Below are 13,550 nucleotides of genomic sequence, written 5' to 3' on the forward strand. Positions count from 1 at the left end.
GCCACTTTTTTAAGCCCGATGACGGTGCTTAACTGAAATTCAGGCCTCAACTGCACGTGGCCTATTTTCCAGGAGGCCCGTCATGAACCTGCATCAGTTTGCTGAAACCCACGACGTCACCAACCAGCCTCCGTCCCTGGACGGTACCAACCTTTATCGCATCGACCTGCCCTTGCAAGAATGGTCGCGCCGCTTTGGCGCCGGCTGGGCGCAGGCTCGAATCGATGCGTATGGTGCGCTGGCGGGCGGGCCACTGATGGAGGCCGGTTTTTTGGCGAATCAGAACAAGCCGGTGTTCAACAGCCATGACCGCTACGGCCATCGCATCGACCTGGTGGAGTTTCATCCGGCCTATCACGAGTTGATGCGCACCGCCGTCGAGCATGGCCTGCCATCGCTGCCATGGGCGCATCCGCAGCCCGGTGCCCATGTCGCCCGCGCGGCCATGACCTACCTGCACAGCCAGGCTGAAGCCGGCAGCGGTTGCCCGTTGACCATGACCTTCGCCTGCGTCCCGGCCCTGCACCTGCAACCGGACCTGGCGCAGACCTGGCTGCCGAAAATCCTCAATACCGAATACGACCCGCGCAACGTCGGCATCGCCCACAAAGCCGGCGCCACCATCGGCATGGCCATGACCGAGAAACAGGGCGGCACCGACGTGCGCGCCAACACCACCCGCGCCTATCCCGTGGGCGCCGGCGGCCCTGGCCAGGCCTATGAGCTGGTCGGGCACAAGTGGTTCTGCTCGGCGCCGATGTGCGATGCGTTCCTCACCCTGGCGCAGACCGACAAAGGCCTGACGTGTTTCCTGCTGCCAAGGCATCGCCCGGATGACACCCGCAACCAGTTCTACATCCAGCGCCTGAAAGACAAACTCGGCAATTGCTCCAACGCCTCCAGCGAAGTGGAGTTCCGTGGCGCCCTGGCGTGGATGGTTGGCGAAGAAGGTCGGGGCGTACCGACCATTATCGAGATGGTCGCCATGACCCGTTTCGACTGCATGGTCGGTTCCAGCGCCTTGATGCGTCAGGCGTTGACCCAGGCCAGCCATCATTGCGCCCATCGCTCAGTCGGCGGCCGCGTGCTCAGTGAACAACCATTGATGCAAAACGTGCTGGCCGACCTGGCGCTGGAGAGCGAAGCCTCCCTGGCCTTGAGCATGCGCATGGGCCGGGCGCTGGACCACCTGGATAACGAACAGGAGGCCAAATTCGCCCGGCTGGTGACGGCGGTGGGCAAGTATTGGATCTGCAAGCGCGCGCCCGCCATGATCAATGAGGCGGCCGAGTGCATGGGCGGCGCCGGTTACGTGGAGGACAGCATCCTGCCGCGCCTGTACCGTGAGGCGCCGGTGAATTCGACGTGGGAAGGTTCCGGCAATGTGCAGTGCCTGGATGTGCTGCGCGCATTGTCCAAAGAACCGGGGGTGCTGGAGGCATTGTTTGTCGAACTGGGCGATGGGCATGGCGACAAGCAACTAGCGCGGCATATCGAGCAATTGAAGTCGGCGTTTATGGATACCCAGGATATCCAGTACCGCGCCCGGCAGTTGACCGAGGACATTGCCGTGGCGTTGCAGGCCAAGCTGTTGCTGGAGGCCGGGAATGCGGTGGTCAGTGATGGGTTTATCGCCAGCCGCCTGGGGGCGTCGTCCGGCCGGGTGTATGGCACCTTGCCGCGCGGGGTGGATGTGGCGGCGATCGTCACGCGCTCGACCCCAACCCCCTGACAACACAGGGTCAAACTGTAGGAGCTGGCTTGCCTGCGATGGCGGTGTATCAGTCACTGAATACTTGGCTGACACACCGCCATCGCAGGCAACCCAGCTCCCACCTTTAAAAGCAGCATTCCAATTCCGGTGTTTCAGTGAGCCTGGGATACAGGCAAGATAAAGGCCTGCAAGTCAGAACACAGGATGCTTACCGTGACCGAAGCTTTTGTTGTCGTTCAAACCGCCGAAGAAGCCGTGGACCGGCTGGCCGCTCTGCATGAGCGCGCTACCGGTGCGCTTAACCAAGCCCTCAAGCAATACCTCAAGGACCGCGTCGAGCCTGACGCCGAACAACGTGCGCAGTTTCGCTACCCGGAACTGCGCCTGACCTACCACTGCCACGGCGAAGTCCCACAGACCACCCGCGCATACGCCAAGGTGCAATTGCCGGGAACCTACAGTGTCACCGTCACCCATCCGGCGGCGTTCCGTAAGTACCTGCTGGAGCAACTGGTGCCATTGATGCACGACTTCACCGTGACGGTGGAAGTCGGCGTGAGCCAGCAGAATATTCCGTACCCGTATGTGGTGGAGCAGGGCGATGAACTGGCCGGCTCCGGCGTTACCGCTGCGACCCTCGCCCGTGTGTTCCCCAGCACCGACTTGTCCGCCGCCACCGACGGCATTGCCGATGGCCTCTACGACTGGGAAAACACCGACCCGTTGCCACTGGCGCTGTTCGATGCGGCGCGCGTGGACTTTTCCCTGCGCCGTCTGGTGCACTACACCGGCAGCGACTGGCGCCATGTGCAGCCGTGGATCCTGCTGACCAACTACCACCGCTATGTCGACCAGTTCATCCTGCATGGCCTGGAGCAACTGCGCAGCGACCCACGGTTTATCCGCATGGTGCTGCCGGGCAACGTGATCATCGACAAGAGCATGGACCACGGCGAAGCCTCGGCCATTGCCGCAGGCGTGGTATGGCACCGTTACCAGATGCCGGCCTACCACCTGCAGGCCACTGATGGCCACGGCGTGACCCTGGTGAACATCGGCGTCGGCCCGTCCAACGCCAAGAACATCACCGACCACCTGGCCGTGCTGCGCCCGCATTGCTGGCTGATGATCGGCCACTGCGGCGGCCTGCGCCAATCCCAGACCATCGGCGACTACGTATTGGCTCACGCCTATATGCGCCGCGACGGGATTCTCGACCGCGTCGTGCCGCCGAATATCCCGATCCCGGCGCTGGCCGAAGTGCAGATGGCCTTGCAGCAAGCCGCTGCCAATGTCACCGGCGAGAAAGGCGAAGAGCTGAAAAAGCGCCTGCGCACCGGCACCGTGCTGACCTACGACGACCGCAACTGGGAACTGCGCTGGGCGCAAGAGCGGCCGCTGATCAACCTGTCCCGCGCGGTGGCGGTGGACATGGAAAGCGGCACCATCGCGGCCCAAGGTTATCGCCTGCGTGTGCCATACGGCACCTTGCTGTGTGTTTCGGACAAACCGCTGCACAGCGAGATCAAGCTGCCGGGTTCGGCCAACGCGTTTTATGAGCGTGCGGTCAGCCAGCACTTGAAAATCGGCATCGAGGCGGTGGATTTGTTGCGCACCGAACTCAACTCGTTGCACTCGCGCAAACTGCGCAGCTTCGACGAGCCGCCGTTCCGCTAAGCGGTTGGGATGGTCATTTAGCGGTCAGGCCACTAGCATTGTCGGTCCTGACCGTTAGATGTTTCTTTGCCATGTCCCGTCCTGCCCGCCCCGATTCGCGCCGCCCTGGCGTGAAACCCCCGTACTCCGCAACGCGGCGTGTCGCCAAGGCGCCACCGGCCGAGCCGAAGTTGATTCTGTTCAATAAACCCTTCGACGTGCTGACCCAATTCAGCGACGAAGGCGGGCGCGCGACCCTCAAGGACTTTATCGACATCCCTGGCATCTACCCGGCCGGGCGGCTGGACCGTGACAGTGAGGGGCTGTTGCTGCTGACCAACGATGGCCAGTTACAGGCGCGCATTGCCGACCCCAAGCACAAGCTGGCGAAAACCTACTGGGTGCAAGTTGAGGGTGAGCCCACCGAAGAACAGTTGCAACGCCTGCGTGACGGTGTAGAGCTTAATGACGGTATGACCTTGCCCGCTGAGGCGCGGCAGCTGGAGGAACCCGAACTGTGGCCACGCAACCCGCCGGTGCGCTTTCGCAAAAGCGTGCCGACGCACTGGCTGGAGTTGGTCATTCGTGAGGGGCGTAACCGCCAGGTGCGGCGCATGACTGCGGCGGTGGGCTTGCCGACCTTGCGCCTGGTGCGTGTGCGTATTGGTGACTGGTCGATCGATGGCCTGGACCAAGGCCAGTGGAAGGCAGTGCCGGCGCGTTTATAAAGCGCCGGACTCGATCAGGCCGATCACCACGCTTTTGATGATGAACGCGGCCACGCCCAGGCCCAGCACGAAAAACAGGATAAACGACCCAAAGCGCCCGGCCTTGGATTTCTTCGCCAGGTCCCAGACGATAAAGCCCATGAAGATGATCAGGATCGTGACCAGGCCGGTCATCATCCATTCTTCAAAGAGGGCGGGGTCGATGTTGTTCATGGGGATTTTTTCCGACAGGGCAGGCGGGAAGTATAAGGCAGGGCTTCAAGCACAACATTGACCTGCGTCGTGACGCGGTCAATGTGGGAGCTGGCTTGCCTGCGATAGCGGTGTGTCAGCTAAGGATATGTCACTGATTTACCGCTATCGCAGGCAAGCCAGCTCCCACAGGGGATCACCAGTGTGCTTGAGATCAGGTACGCAAGTGCGTCAACGGCAACTCGGTGCTGTTGAGCACCTGGTTCAGCACAAAGCTCGACCTTACGCTGGTCACGCCTTCAATCCGGGTCAGATGCCCCAGCAGCAATTTCTGGTAGTGGTCCATGTCCGGCACCACCACTTTCAACTGATAGTCCGCGTCCATCCCGGTGACCAAACTGCACTCCAGCACTTGCGGCAGGGTGCGGATCGCCGCTTCGAAATTCTCGAAACGCTCAGGCGTGTGACGGTCCATGCCGATCAGCACATAGGCTGTAAGGCTCAAGCCCAGCATCTTGCGGTCGAGCAGGGCGACCTGGCGTGCGATGTAGCCATCGTCTTCCAACTGCTTGACCCGGCGTGAGCACGGCGACGGCGACAGGCCGATGCGTTCGGCCAACTCCTGGTTGGAGATCCTCGCGTCGCGCTGCAATTCCGCCAAAATACTCAGGTCGTATCGGTCAAGCTTGCTCATTGGGTTGGCCTTTGTCGTAACTATTGCGGTGAATTATCTATGAAGGGTTAAAAATTGCGCAAGCACTGTTTATTGACGCAATCTTCGCAATCATCTGTCGGACGTTGGCCTGTATCTTTATCAACAGAATCACCGCCTGGACAACAGTCCACTGCAGCTCGCCCAATCAGGCTTGCTGCGGCCGCCGCCCCAGCAGGGTTGAGCCGGCCTCCAGGCTGCACACTGTCCACAAGACGGCGTGAGGTGAGCCAACGTCAAAAGCGTTGAGCCAGGACGAAATTCTCAAGGGGGGGCCGACGGGTCGCCCCTTTTTCTTTGTCTGCGCGTTTACCTCAAAAAATACTTCTCGTGACTGATAACCTGTCTCAGAACCGGGTGAGGCTTTTCCAGTCTCATGCAGTAAGGCCGGACACTCCAGGCCCTAATCCGCAGTGAGGAATAGCATGAAGCGCATCTGGCGTATGGCAGGTGTAGGTTTGCTGATGGTAAGCGTCGGCACCCAAGTGATGGCCGACGACCCGCGCTATGAAGGCGGTGGTCAGCATGAAAGAGGCCCGGAAGGCGGGCGTGGCAATGAACAGGCGCGCCCGCAGAATAACCAGCCGCGCCCGCAGAACACTCAACCGCGTCCGGAAAACAACCCACCGCGCCCGCAGAACCCGCATTTTGATCGCGCCGGGCAACAGCAGCACGGCGGTGGGCAGTGGCAAGGCCGTCCGCAAAATGCCGAGCAGCCGCGGCCGGCGCCGCAGCCTGCGAACAACCTGCCGATCCAGGGCCGCCCGGACACGGTGCGGCAAACCCAGGAACCGCGCCAGGGTTACTATCAGGACATCCCGCGCCGCAATGATGGCAACCAGCACTGGCAGGCCGGCAATGGCCCAGGCCCACGTCCGGGCGGCGGCTTTAATAACGGGCACCCCAATGACAACCGCTGGCCGGGCCGCCCTTCAGGGCACGGTAATGGCTGGGGGCCAGGCCCGCAGTATCGCCCGGGTTACATGGTCGACCGTTTCCCCGACCGCAATTACCGCGTGCCTTACCGTGGCCAGGATTACTTCTTCTCCGGCGGCTACTGGTATCGCCCGCAGGGCCCGCGCTATGTGGTGGTGACGCCGCCCTACGGGATCCGCGTGCAATACCTGCCGGACTACGCACGGGAAGTGTGGGTGGGCAGCACGTTGTTCTTCCTCGCGGCGGGTTCCTACTACACCTATGAAAACGCTACCCAGCAATACGTGGTGGTGCAGCCGCCGACCGAAGTGCCGGCGCCACAACCCGCGCCGCAGGGCAACGGCTATGACGTGGTGGCCTACCCGGCCAACGGCCAGTCACCGGCCCAGGTGCAGCAGGACGGCTACGATTGTTATCGCTGGGCAGTGCAGCAAAGCGGTTTCGACCCACGCACCGTCACCTACGCCCCGGACCCGGCGGTGGTGCAAACCTACCGCCAGGCTCAGGGCAACTGCCTGACCAGTCGCGGTTATCAGGTGCAGTACTAGGCCTTGTTACCCGTCACCACTTCCCGCGGGTCGGCGTGCACCAGCACTTCGGCACGCGGGTAAGCCTTGTGAATGGCATCGGCGGCCTGGTCGCTGATGCCGTGGGCCACTGACAGGGTCAATTCCCCCGGCAATTCCAAATGCAACTGCACAAACCAGTGGCTGCCGGAAATGCGCGTGCGCAAATCATGCGCACCCAGCACGCCCGGCACACCGCGCGCCAATTCCAGCATGTGCTGGCTGACATCCGGTGGCAGTTCCTCATCCATCAACACGGCAAAGCTCTCGCGGGCGATCTGGATGGCGCTCCACAGGATATACGCGGCAATACCGAGGCCGAACCACGCATCCACCTGATGAAAGCCGAACCCTGCCAACACCAGTGCCACCAGAATGCTGCCGTTGAGCATCAAGTCGGAGCGATAGTGCAGTGAGTCGGCGCGCACGGCGTTGGAGCCGGTTTCGCGGATCACCCGGTGTTGCAGCATCAGCAGCGCCACGGTCATCAGCAGCGAAAACACGATGACGCCAATGCTCAGCCACGGCGCGCCGACCGGTTCCGGGTGCTGCAAACGCTGGTACGCCTGGAAGGCGATCAACACCGCACTGCCGGCGATAAACAACGCCTGGGCCATGCCCGACAGCGATTCGGCCTTGCCATGCCCATAACGATGATCGTCATCGGCCGGGCGCAGCGCGTAATGCACCGCGAGCAGGTTCAGCAGCGAAGTTACGCCGTCGAGCAGCGAGTCGGTCAACCCGGCGAGCATGCTCACCGAGCCACTGAACCACCAGGCGATGGCCTTGGTGATAATCAGCGCACAGGCCACGCCCACCGAGGCGCGGGTGGCCAGGCGCAGGAGCCTGGCGTGTTCGGGGCTGGTGGTCATAAGCGGATACAGTCCTTAAGCGGCGGGTTGCAGGCCCAGGGACGCGAGTTGTTGCACGCTGCCCTTGAACTGGAGCATGCGCGGGTCGTCCAGCGGCAGCTTGCGGCCGGTTTCTTTCTCAATGATGGATTGCAGCTTGGCGTTGTCGACCTTGCCGTCGGCGCCGATGGCTTCGTGCAGTTTTTCCGGTGCGACCTGGGCGGTCTTGCCCGGCTCGAAGTAGATGGCGCCGGTGGCGAAGTCCACGCCAAAGGCGATCAGGCCCGGGATCACATAAAACAGCAGGCCCACGGCGTCGAGCACGGCAATGGCCGGGTCGATCTTGCCGTCGATCTGGCCACGACGGTCCGGGTAGAAAATCGAGCCGCAGGCCGTCAGTTGGCTCAGCAGGGTGACGGCGAGGACACCGCCGATAACACGGGAAGCGATACGCATAAAATGCTCCTGAACACTTGTGAAAGGTGACTATAAGCCAGATCTACCAGGCGACGATGCTCAAATGTGGGAGCGGGCTTGCTCGCGAATGCAGTCTGTCAGTTGATATATGTGTTAACTGACCCACCGCATTCGCGAGCAAGCCCGCTCCCACATTTAACCGTGTTCCCAAGGGGACCGGATGGTGTTTTTGAGACCCGCATCAGCATCAGCCAGTTCGCCGTTATACTCGCCGCTCTGCTTTGGAGCCAGTATGAATTCGTTGCCGATTGATGATGTTTTACCCGCCCTGCGTGACGCCTTGGCGAATCGCCATGAAGCCGTGCTGGAAGCGCCGCCCGGTGCCGGTAAAACCACCCGCGTGCCCTTGGCTTTATTGAATGAGCCTTGGCTGGCCGGGCAAACCATCCTGATGCTCGAACCTCGGCGCCTCGCCGCGCGTGCGGCTGCCGAACGCCTGGCCAGTGAGCTGGGTGAAAAAGTCGGTGAAACCGTCGGCTACCGCATCCGCCTGGACAGCAAAGTCGGCCCCAACACCCGCATCGAAGTGGTCACCGAAGGCATTCTCACGCGCCGGCTGCAAGACGACCCGGCACTGGACGGCGTGGGTTTGCTGATTTTCGACGAGTTCCACGAACGCAGCCTCGACGCCGACCTGGCATTGGCCCTGAGCCTCAACGGCCGCGAGCTGTTTCGCGACGAGCAACCACTGAAAATCCTGCTGATGTCCGCCACCCTCGAAGGCGAGCGCCTGGCGGGTCTGCTCGACGACGCGCCGATCCTGCGCAGCGAAGGGCGCATGTTCCCGGTGCAGATGCGCTGGGGGCGGCCGTACCAGGCCGGTGAGTTTATCGAGCCGCGCGTGGTGCAGACCGTCCTTGACGCGGTGCAGGACCAAACGGGCAGCATTCTGGTGTTTCTGCCTGGGCAGGCCGAGATTCGCCGGGTCAATCAACAACTGGCCGAAGCCTTGGGTGATCGCCCTGATGTATTGCTGTGCCCGCTGCATGGCGAACTCGACCTCAACGCCCAGCGCGCCGCCATCGACCCGGCGCCCGCCGGCAAGCGCAAAGTGGTGCTGGCCACCAACATTGCCGAGACCAGCCTGACCATCAATGGCGTGCGCGTGGTGATCGACGCCGGGCTGGCGCGGGTGCCGCGTTTCGACCCCGGCAGCGGCATGACCCGCCTCGACACCCAACGCATTTCCCGCGCCAGTGCCACCCAGCGAGCCGGCCGGGCAGGGCGCCTGGAACCGGGTGTGTGTTATCGCCTGTGGTCCGAAGACCAGCACGAAGGTTTGGCCGCCTACGGCAGCGCGGAAATCCTCGCCGCCGACCTGGCGGGACTGGCCTTGCAACTGGCGCGCTGGGGCGTGACGCCCACGCAACTGGTGTGGCTGGACGTGCCGCCGACCGCCGCGTATGCCCAGGCCCAGGATTTGCTGGTGCGCCTTGGCGCGTTGAACGACGACACGCTCACCGCTCACGGCCAGAAAATGGCGGAGTTGCCCGCGCACCCGCGTATCGCCCACTTGTTGCTGCGCGGGCAGGACCTGGGGCTGGCCGCGACCGCTTGTGATGTGGCGGCCTTATTGGGCGAGCGCGATATCTTGCGCGGCGGCGGTGCGGATTTGCACACTCGCCTGGCACTGATGTCCGGCGAAGAACGCGCGCGTGGCACTCAGGGCGGCGTGCAGCGAGCCAAGCAACTGGCCCGTCAGTACCGGGGCTACTTGCGCGGCCAGCCGACTCAAGCGGTGGCCGACCCCGACCACCCGCGCTGGCTCGGCGCCTTGCTGGCGCTGGCCTACCCCGACCGCGTCGCCCAGCAACGCCGCCCCGGTGGCGCCGAATATCGCCTGGCCAACGGCCGCGCCGCGCTGTTCGCCGAGGCCGACAGCCTGATGAAGCAACCGTGGCTGGTGATCGCCGACCTCGGCAGCCGCCAGGGCCAGCGCGAAGAGCGTATTTACCTGGCGGCGGACTTTGACCCGGTGCTGTTCGACAGCGTGCTGGCCGAGCAGGTGCGCACGGTCGACCAGCTTGATTGGGATGAACGCGAAGGCGTGCTGCGCGCCGAACGCCAGCGTAAAGTCGGCGAGCTGGTGCTCAGCCGCGAGCCGCTGACCGGCCTGGATGAGTCCGCGCGCAGCCAGGCACTGGTCAACCTGGTGCGCCGCAAAGGCCTGGAGCTGCTGCCGTGGACGCCCGAACTGCGCCAGTGGCAGGCCCGCGTCATGCTGCTGCGCCAACTGGACGCGGGTAAAACCAGCGAATGGCCGGATATCAGCGACAACGCCTTGCTGGCCGATTTGGAGCATTGGCTCATGCCCTACCTGGGCAAAGTCTCGCGCCTCAGCCACTTTTCCAATTTGGATATTTCCAGCTTCCTGCACAACCTGCTGCCCTGGCCGCTGCCCCAGCGCCTGGACGAGCTGGCGCCACAGCATGTGAAGGTGCCCTCGGGCTCATCGGTGCGTTTGGACTACAGTGAACAGCCGCCGATTCTGGCAGTGCGCTTGCAGGAATTGTTCGGGCTGGCGGACACGCCGCGCATTGCCGGTGGGCGCCAAGTGGTCAAGCTACACCTGCTGTCTCCGGCACGCAGACCGGTGCAGGTGACGCAGGATTTGGCGAACTTCTGGCGCAGTACTTACGCCGAAGTGAAGAAGGATTTGAAGGGAAGATACCCCAAGCATTACTGGCCGGACGACCCCTTGGTGGCCGAACCCACCGCCCGGATCAAACCCCGAAAGTAGGTGATGTGAAGATCCAATGTGGGAGCTGGCTTGCCTGCGATACAGACGACTCGGTCTATCCTTTTCACCGAGGCGATGCTATCGCAGGCAAGCCAGCTCCCACAAAAGCCAGCTCCCGCAGGGGGAGATGGTGCGGGTTATTGCGCAGCCGGCAGCAGGAACCGCGCAATCACCGGCAGGTGGTTGGAGATGCGCAGTGTGTCGTCTTGGCGCACCTTGGCCTCCACCCGCTTGATCCTTGGGCTGTAGAACAAATAATCCAAGGTCCGATCCGGCCCATCCACACTCGGGTCATTGGGGAAGTTCGTCAGCCACTTCGCCCGGTCAATCCCACTGGATTCACTGTTACTCGGAATCATCGGGTATTTATCCCACAGCAAATGCAGCTCGCTGTCCGGCGAATACTGCCCGCGCTTGCCCGCGTCCAGGCGCAGGAACTGCCCCAGCGGCAGCAGGTTGAAATCCCCGCCAATCAGCCAAGGCGTGCCACGGCCTTCGAACTTGTCCAGCAGTTTTACCGTGGCTTTGGCCTGCTCCTGCACCGCCGAACGCCCAGGCTTATCGCCGTCCAGGCGGGTGTTGAGCACAGCCAGTTGGCCGCCATCGCTCAACGGCAGGTAGGTCAGCAACAACGCCGGTTTAGGCTGGAACTGGCGGCTGATGAAGTTGGCCGGGGACACCGGCAATTGCAGGCGCTCGGCGTGTTCGATCTGGTAGCGGCTCAGCGTGACGAGCTTGCGGCCGACGCTGCCGAAGATATGCAGGTTGGGCACAAAGTCGGCTTTCCAGTCGAAAGCCTGGGCGCTGCATGGGTAGAGGTCGACCAGGCGTTCCTGAAGCAACGCTACCTGGTCCTGATAGTGAGAGGACTTGGCGCCTTCATCGAGTTCCTGCAACAGCAGGATGTCGGGTTGTTCGTCGCGAATCACCCGCGCCACTTCGTCCAGGCTGAAGGCCATGTCTTCCACCGTGGGGCGATCGTCCGGGCCTTTGCCGTCGGGGCTGTCGTACCAGAACACATAGTTCTTGCCGGCCAGGTATTGCACGTTCCAGGTCATGACCTTGAGCGCCTGCCCCGGCAGCAAGGTCGGCGCACGTGGCGCTACGCAGCTCACGGGCAGGGTCTGCTTGTCGACCGGGCGCCAGGTCAGGCTGTAGATCAGGGCCGCGAGCAGGCCCGCGATGATCAACAGGCTCAGCAGGGTGATGCGCAATAAACGGGTCATTGGCTCGGCTTATAGCGTTATCAGAAGTGGCACGGAGCATATCACCGTGCGTCGGCATCGCCACCGATCAGCATAAACAAACGGAAAAGTACCACGCTGGTAAACAGTTGCAGGAAGCTGTGGGCACTGTCGATCAGCAAGCCCAGCAGCGGCGCGGGGTTGGGGTACACCGCCACGCTCGCGCCTTTGAGCAGCCACAACGGCGTCATTACGCACAGCAGGCACACCAGGATTCGCCAGAAATGCCCACGGGTCAGGCGGAAACTTTCCTTCATCGCCTCCAGCGCCGACATGCCGCGCAACACCAGCAGGTACTCGGCAAACGCCAGCACCACCATCAGCCACAGGCCCGGCAGGAAGTACAGCGACAGCCCCAGCAAAATCAGCAAGGTGCTGACCGCCGTCAGCAGGGCGAAACGCGGCCACATCGCCAGGGCCATGGCCCACACATCTTTAGTGCTGGGCGACTCACCGCGGGTGCGCGCATCCAGAAACAGGATCAAGGCTCCGGTGTACAGCGGGTACACCAACAACCCGACGACCACGCTGTAGCCGGGGAACGCATCCGGGCCCAGTGTGTGGTCGAGCACCTGTTGCAGCAGGGCTTCGAGGATCACCAACGGCAGGCACAGCTGGACGATGGCGCCCAGGTTGCGTTGGGTGAAACGGAGGGAGTCGCGCAATACGTCTAACGGATTCATCAGGTTCATCACAGCCCTAAAAGCAAGGCCAACACTTTAACCGATCATGACGAGAGGTAAGCAAACGTAAACCTTACGTAAAGACCATTGAAACGTCTGGTAACACCCCCATAACTACGCTGTAGCTCACCTGATCACAGGCGGGCCCATGATTTCTACCGGCAATCTAACGAGGTCGCCATGAACAGCGAAGAGCAAACCCTGATCGATGGACTGTTTTCACGGTTGCAACAAGCCGAAACGGACTCAGCCCCCCGCGACGCCCTGGCCGAAGCGCGGATCAAGGAGCACATGACTCGCCAACCGGCCGCCGGGTACTACATGACCCAGTCGATCCTGGTGCAAGAACACGCGATCAAGAGCCTCGACGCGCAGAACAAGCAACAGGCGCAGCAGATCCAGCAATTGCAGGACGAGCTGCAACAAGCGCGCTCCCAGGCCGCGCAACCGGCGCCGAGCAGTGGCGGCTTCCTGTCGAGCATCTTTGGTGGCAGCAGTTCCCGCGACTCGCAACCGCCACAAAGTGCTGCGCCTTCTTCCGGCGGCGGCTGGCGTGAGCCGGCGCGGCCATCGTTTGGCCAGCCTGCACCGCAACAGAACTACGCTGCGCCACAGCAGAATTATCAACAGCCGCAGCAAGCCCCCGCCGCGCCTATCGGCAGTGGCTTCCTTGGCGGCGCGCTGAAAACCGCCGCCGGTGTGGCCGGTGGTGTGATGTTGGCCGAAGGCATCAGCAGCCTGTTCAGCCACAACTCGCAGCAGCCGCAGGTGGTGGAAGAAATCATCCGCGAAGAACCGGCACCGGCCAGTGATAACGGCAACTGGGGCAATGACGACCAGAAGTTTGCCGGCAATGACAGTTGGGGCAATGACAACTCATCCGACAGCTTCGCAGACAGCGACTATTCCGACGATTCCTCCTCCTTCGGTGACGACGACTCCTTCGTCTGACCCTCCTTCAACCGGGGCGCTTGGTCGCCCCGGGCTGATTTTTCGCTGAAACTTTCCCATGGCTGGCATACTGGCAACCTTTCCGGGCCGTGGCGCCTGG

Annotated in this window: 12 protein-coding genes; 6 read left to right on the forward strand and 6 right to left on the reverse strand. The window is 62.5% G+C overall.

The window, feature by feature from the left end; all coding sequences use genetic code 11:
* Positions 1–82: 82 nt before the first annotated feature.
* The 3 genes from ASE80_RS29490 (at position 83) to ASE80_RS29500 (ending at position 4,098) form a co-directional block, all read left to right on the forward strand.
* Positions 83–1,732 carry an acyl-CoA dehydrogenase family protein gene (locus tag ASE80_RS29490; protein ID WP_056861988.1) on the forward strand — a complete coding sequence of 550 codons (1,650 nt, stop codon included), beginning with the start codon at positions 83–85 and terminating at the stop codon, positions 1,730–1,732.
* Between the two features lie 186 nt (positions 1,733–1,918).
* The gene (gene amn, locus ASE80_RS29495) at positions 1,919–3,391 is read left to right on the forward strand and encodes an AMP nucleosidase (RefSeq protein ID WP_162238864.1); all 1,473 of its coding nucleotides are present in this window, start codon (positions 1,919–1,921) and stop codon (positions 3,389–3,391) included.
* A gap of 71 nt (positions 3,392–3,462) precedes the next feature.
* Positions 3,463–4,098, forward strand: coding sequence for a pseudouridine synthase (locus tag ASE80_RS29500; protein ID WP_056861990.1), 636 nt, complete (start codon positions 3,463–3,465; stop codon positions 4,096–4,098).
* Here ASE80_RS29500 and ASE80_RS29505 read toward each other — a convergent pair.
* Together ASE80_RS29505 and ASE80_RS29510 are read right to left on the reverse strand one after the other, a co-directional pair.
* On the reverse strand, positions 4,093–4,302 hold the full coding sequence (locus ASE80_RS29505) for a DUF2788 domain-containing protein (RefSeq protein WP_025999909.1): 210 nt from the start codon (positions 4,300–4,302) through the stop codon (positions 4,093–4,095). The genes ASE80_RS29500 and ASE80_RS29505 overlap by 6 nt on opposite strands.
* A 202-nt stretch (positions 4,303–4,504) precedes the next feature.
* A complete protein-coding gene (locus ASE80_RS29510; protein WP_003194418.1) occupies positions 4,505–4,984 on the reverse strand; it encodes an Lrp/AsnC family transcriptional regulator in 480 nt (159 codons plus the stop codon).
* A gap of 443 nt (positions 4,985–5,427) precedes the next feature.
* Between ASE80_RS29510 and ASE80_RS29515 the strand changes: the two genes are divergently transcribed.
* On the forward strand, positions 5,428–6,486 hold the full coding sequence (locus tag ASE80_RS29515; protein WP_056861991.1) for a DUF6515 family protein: 1,059 nt from the start codon (positions 5,428–5,430) through the stop codon (positions 6,484–6,486).
* Here ASE80_RS29515 and ASE80_RS29520 read toward each other — a convergent pair.
* Positions 6,483–7,376, reverse strand: a complete 894-nt coding sequence (locus tag ASE80_RS29520; protein ID WP_056861992.1) for a cation diffusion facilitator family transporter — start codon at positions 7,374–7,376, stop codon at positions 6,483–6,485. The genes ASE80_RS29515 and ASE80_RS29520 overlap by 4 nt on opposite strands.
* A gap of 15 nt (positions 7,377–7,391) precedes the next feature.
* Complete coding sequence (locus tag ASE80_RS29525; protein ID WP_056861993.1) at positions 7,392–7,811, reverse strand: hypothetical protein; 420 nt, start codon at positions 7,809–7,811, stop codon at positions 7,392–7,394.
* 253 nt (positions 7,812–8,064) lie between these two features.
* Between ASE80_RS29525 and hrpB the strand changes: the two genes are divergently transcribed.
* The gene (gene hrpB, locus ASE80_RS29530; RefSeq protein WP_056861994.1) at positions 8,065–10,572 is read left to right on the forward strand and encodes an ATP-dependent helicase HrpB; all 2,508 of its coding nucleotides are present in this window, start codon (positions 8,065–8,067) and stop codon (positions 10,570–10,572) included.
* Positions 10,573–10,709: 137 nt separating this feature from the next.
* Here the strand turns inward: hrpB and ASE80_RS29535 are convergent, their stop codons facing one another.
* Together ASE80_RS29535 and ASE80_RS29540 are read right to left on the reverse strand one after the other, a co-directional pair.
* Positions 10,710–11,798 carry an endonuclease/exonuclease/phosphatase family protein gene (locus ASE80_RS29535; RefSeq protein ID WP_056861995.1) on the reverse strand — a complete coding sequence of 363 codons (1,089 nt, stop codon included), beginning with the start codon at positions 11,796–11,798 and terminating at the stop codon, positions 10,710–10,712.
* Between the two features lie 41 nt (positions 11,799–11,839).
* On the reverse strand, positions 11,840–12,499 hold the full coding sequence (locus ASE80_RS29540) for a YciC family protein (RefSeq protein ID WP_026013864.1): 660 nt from the start codon (positions 12,497–12,499) through the stop codon (positions 11,840–11,842).
* A gap of 180 nt (positions 12,500–12,679) precedes the next feature.
* On the opposite strand from ASE80_RS29540, the gene ASE80_RS29545 reads away from it, so the two are divergent.
* On the forward strand, positions 12,680–13,450 hold the full coding sequence (locus tag ASE80_RS29545) for a DUF2076 domain-containing protein (protein WP_056861996.1): 771 nt from the start codon (positions 12,680–12,682) through the stop codon (positions 13,448–13,450).
* Positions 13,451–13,550: the final 100 nt, after the last annotated feature.

It is taken from the genome of Pseudomonas sp. Leaf15 (genome assembly GCF_001421425.1).
Lineage (GTDB): Bacteria > Pseudomonadota > Gammaproteobacteria > Pseudomonadales > Pseudomonadaceae > Aquipseudomonas > Aquipseudomonas salomonii.